The organism is Halomonas sp., from assembly GCF_041689495.1.
GTDB lineage: Bacteria > Pseudomonadota > Gammaproteobacteria > Pseudomonadales > Halomonadaceae > Halomonas.
Map to the genome: position 1 here is coordinate 1 of NZ_JBDNGD010000231.1, position 3,513 is coordinate 3,513.

At 65.0% G+C, this 3,513-nt stretch carries 1 protein-coding gene; it reads left to right on the plus strand.

Features of this window, described 5'->3' with window-relative positions; translation table 11 throughout:
• Nucleotides 1-14: 14 nt before the first annotated feature.
• Nucleotides 15-3,422 carry a glutamate synthase large subunit gene (gene gltB / locus ACESMD_RS08220; protein WP_372612093.1) on the plus strand — a complete coding sequence of 1,136 codons (3,408 nt, stop codon included), beginning with the start codon at nt 15-17 and terminating at the stop codon, nt 3,420-3,422.
• The last annotated feature ends 91 nt before the right edge of the window (nt 3,423-3,513 follow it).

Here is a 3,513-nt window from a genome sequence, read left to right on the forward strand (position 1 = left end):
AGCGCGTGGTGGCGGTGCTCGATCGCAACGGCTTCCGCCCTTGCCGTTACGACATCACTCACGACGGCCGCCTGATCCTGGCCAGCGAGGTCGGCGTGCTGGATCAGCCGGCGGCGGACATCCGTGAACGCGCACGGCTAGGGCCGGGTCAGATGCTGGTGGTGGACCCTGCCGCGGGTGGCCTGCTGGATGCTGCAGCGCTGCAGCAGCGCTTTCGTAGCGATGATTACGCCGAGTGGCTGGCGCAGCGTCCGAAGCTGGCGGCGTTCGCACCGCCGCGTGAGCGCGAGCAGACACCGCACGTTCCCGATCTGGAGTCGCGCCAGCGTGCGGCTGGTTATACCTGGGAGGTATTGGAACATCTGCTGCGCCCGTTGGCCGAAGACGGCAAGGATCCAGTCGGCGCGATGGGAGATGACGCCCCGCCAGCGGTACTCTCGGGGGCTCCGCGCAATGTCTACAGCTATTTCAAGCAGCTGTTCGCGCAGGTATCCAATCCGCCCATCGACTATTTGCGTGAACGGCTGGTGACATCGCTGGAAAGCGACATCGGCCCCCAGCGTAACCTGCTGACTGAGTCCGCAGCGCATTGCCGTCGTATCCATCTCGACTCGCCGCTGCTGACCAACGGCGAGCTGGCCGCCTTGCGCGGATTGCAGGCGAGCGGATTCGCCCATCGCACGCTGGATGCCACCTTCGGGCCTGAACAATCACTGCCGAACGCGCTCAACACGCTATGTGCCGATGCCGAGTCCGCCGCTCGTGACGGCAAGGCATTGCTCGTGCTCTCCGACCGTGCGAGCAGCGCCACCCGGTTGCCCATTCCGGGGCTGCTCGCGGTCGGCGCAGTGCACCAGCACTTGCTAGCCCATGACTTGCGCTTACGTCTGGCCGTGATCGCCGAAATCGGTGATGCCTGCACCGTGCACCATCTATGCACCCTGTTTGGCTACGGCGCCGATGCCGTCAACCCGTATCTGGCGTTGGCCAGCGTCGGCATGCTCACCGGCAAGGACGCCGCAATCCCGCGTTACCTGGACGGCATCGAGGACGGGGTGCTCAAGGTGATGTCGAAAATGGGCATCAGCACCTTGGAAAGCTACAAAGGGTCGCAGCTATTCGAGGCTCTGGGCCTGGCGCCGGACGTGATTGAGCGCTGCTTTACCGGTAGCATCAGTCGCATCGGCGGCAGCGGCTTCGCGAAACTTGAGGCGAGTCTGCGTGAAGATCACGCCACGGCTTGGTCACCGCCGCTCCCGGATACCCCGCGCTTGGCGACCGGTGGCGAGCTCTATTGGCGCCGCGACGGCGAACACCATGATTGGGATCCAGACACCCTGGGTCTGTTGCAGTCCGCCGTGCGCACCGGCAACGAGGCTGCCTACCGGGCCTTCAGCCGGCGTATCGATCAGCCCGACGACGGCGCACGTAACCTGCGCGGCTTGTTTGCGTTCCGAGGGACTCTGGCCGAGCCATTGGAGCAAGTCGAGCCGATTGAAGCCATTACGCGGCGTTTTTTCTCCGGCGCCATGTCGCTGGGCGCGCTGTCCCCGGAGGCGCACGAAACCATCGCCATCGGCATGAACCGGGTCGGAGGCATGGCCCATACCGGCGAGGGCGGCGAGCAAGAAGATCGCTTCGGCACCGAGCGTGAGTGCCGCAACAAGCAGATAGCCACTGGGCGTTTTGGTGTCACCGCCGCCTATCTGGCGGCAGCGGAGCAAATTGAGATCAAGATGGCGCAGGGCGCCAAACCCGGCGAAGGCGGGCAGCTGCCCGGCCACAAGGTGGTTGGGCTGGTGGCGCGGTTGCGACACATGATGCCGGGCGTAGGCCTGATCTCGCCGCCACCGCACCACGACATCTACTCGATCGAGGATCTGGCGCAGTTGATCCACGATCTGCGTGCGGCCAACCCAAAGGCCGAGATACAGGTCAAGTTGGTATCGGCGCCTGGTGTGGGCACGATTGCCGCAGGCGTGGTCAAGGCCGGCGCCGATGCCATCCTCATCTCCGGTGATGCTGGTGGCACTGGCGCGGCAGCCAAGACCTCGATTAAGTCCGCGGGCCTGCCGTGGGAGCTGGGCTTGGCCGAGGCACAGCAGGTGCTAGTGGCCAACCGGCTGCGATCGCGCGTGCGGTTGCGAACGGATGGCGGTCTCAAGACCGGCCGTGACGTTGTTATCGCAGCCATGCTTGGTGCTGAAGCCTACGGTTTTGGCATGGCCGCCGTGGTGGTCGTAGGCTGCATCATGTTGCGCAAATGCCACTGCAACACCTGTTCGGTGGGGATCGCCACCCAGGACCCGGAGCTGCGGAAACTGTTTCCCGGCCAACCGGAGCATATCGTCAACTACATGCAATTCGTCGCCAACGAGGTGCGAGAACATCTCGCCCGCCTGGGCGCGCACAGCCTCGACGACATCATCGGTAGGGTCGATATGCTGGAACAGGTCACCGCGGAAGCGGCCGACCTCCACGGACTCGACCTCGCCTACATACTGCGAGAGCCCGAGGGTGACGATAGTCGCCGTTGCCAGGCGCTGCCGCGCAAGCGCGCCGCGGACCGGGTAGACGAGGCGTTCATGGAACGTGCGAGACCCGCGCTGGAGCATGGTCAGGCGGTTACCATCGAGGGCCGTATCGACAATCGCGAACGCAGCGTCGGTACCCGCCTGAGCTATTTCCTGACACGCCGCCACGGCAGCGCTGGCCTGCCGGATGGCACGCTGCGGCTGGACCTGACTGGCGTCGCTGGTCAAAGCCTGGGCGCATTCATCAATCGTGGCATCGAACTGTGTATTACGGGGGCGGCCAACGATTATCCCGGCAAGGGTCTGTCCGGCGGGAGAATAATCCTGCGAGCGCCCGCCGACGCCGGCTATGATCCCGATACCAGCGTGATCCTCGGCAATGCGGCGCTCTACGGTGCCACTGGGGGGGAGTTTTACGCCCAGGGCGCAGCTGGTGAACGCTTCGGGGTGCGTAACTCCGGTGCGGTGGCGGTGGTGGAAGGCTGCGGCGATCACGCATGCGAGTACATGACCGGCGGCGCGGTGCTCATTCTCGGTGATATTGGACGCAACTTCGCCGCAGGCATGAGCGGCGGCGACGTTTATCTGCTCGCCGATCAGCATGCCGTGCTGGATCAGCTGGACGACGGCTTTCGTATTGGCCATCTCTCGGACGCGCGCGATTTTGAGCTGGTCGAGCGGCTGCTGCGCAACCAGTGGCGCTACACCGGCAGCCAGGCTGCGGCTGAGATGCTAATGCAGTGGCCGACCCGCGCCGAGCGGCTGCGCAAAGTCACGCCCAGCGGTTACGCCAAAGCCATTGCCGAACATTTGGCCGAGGGCCGCGATTCGCGCGTACCGTTGCCCCCGGAGGCCGTTAGTTCAGACACAGCCGAGGAGCCGTCATGAGCAATGAAAACCACCCTGACGGCTATCGGCGCCACGAGCGCGAGCCTATCGGCTACCGCGCGCCCGCCGAGCGCCGCCAGGACCACCAGGA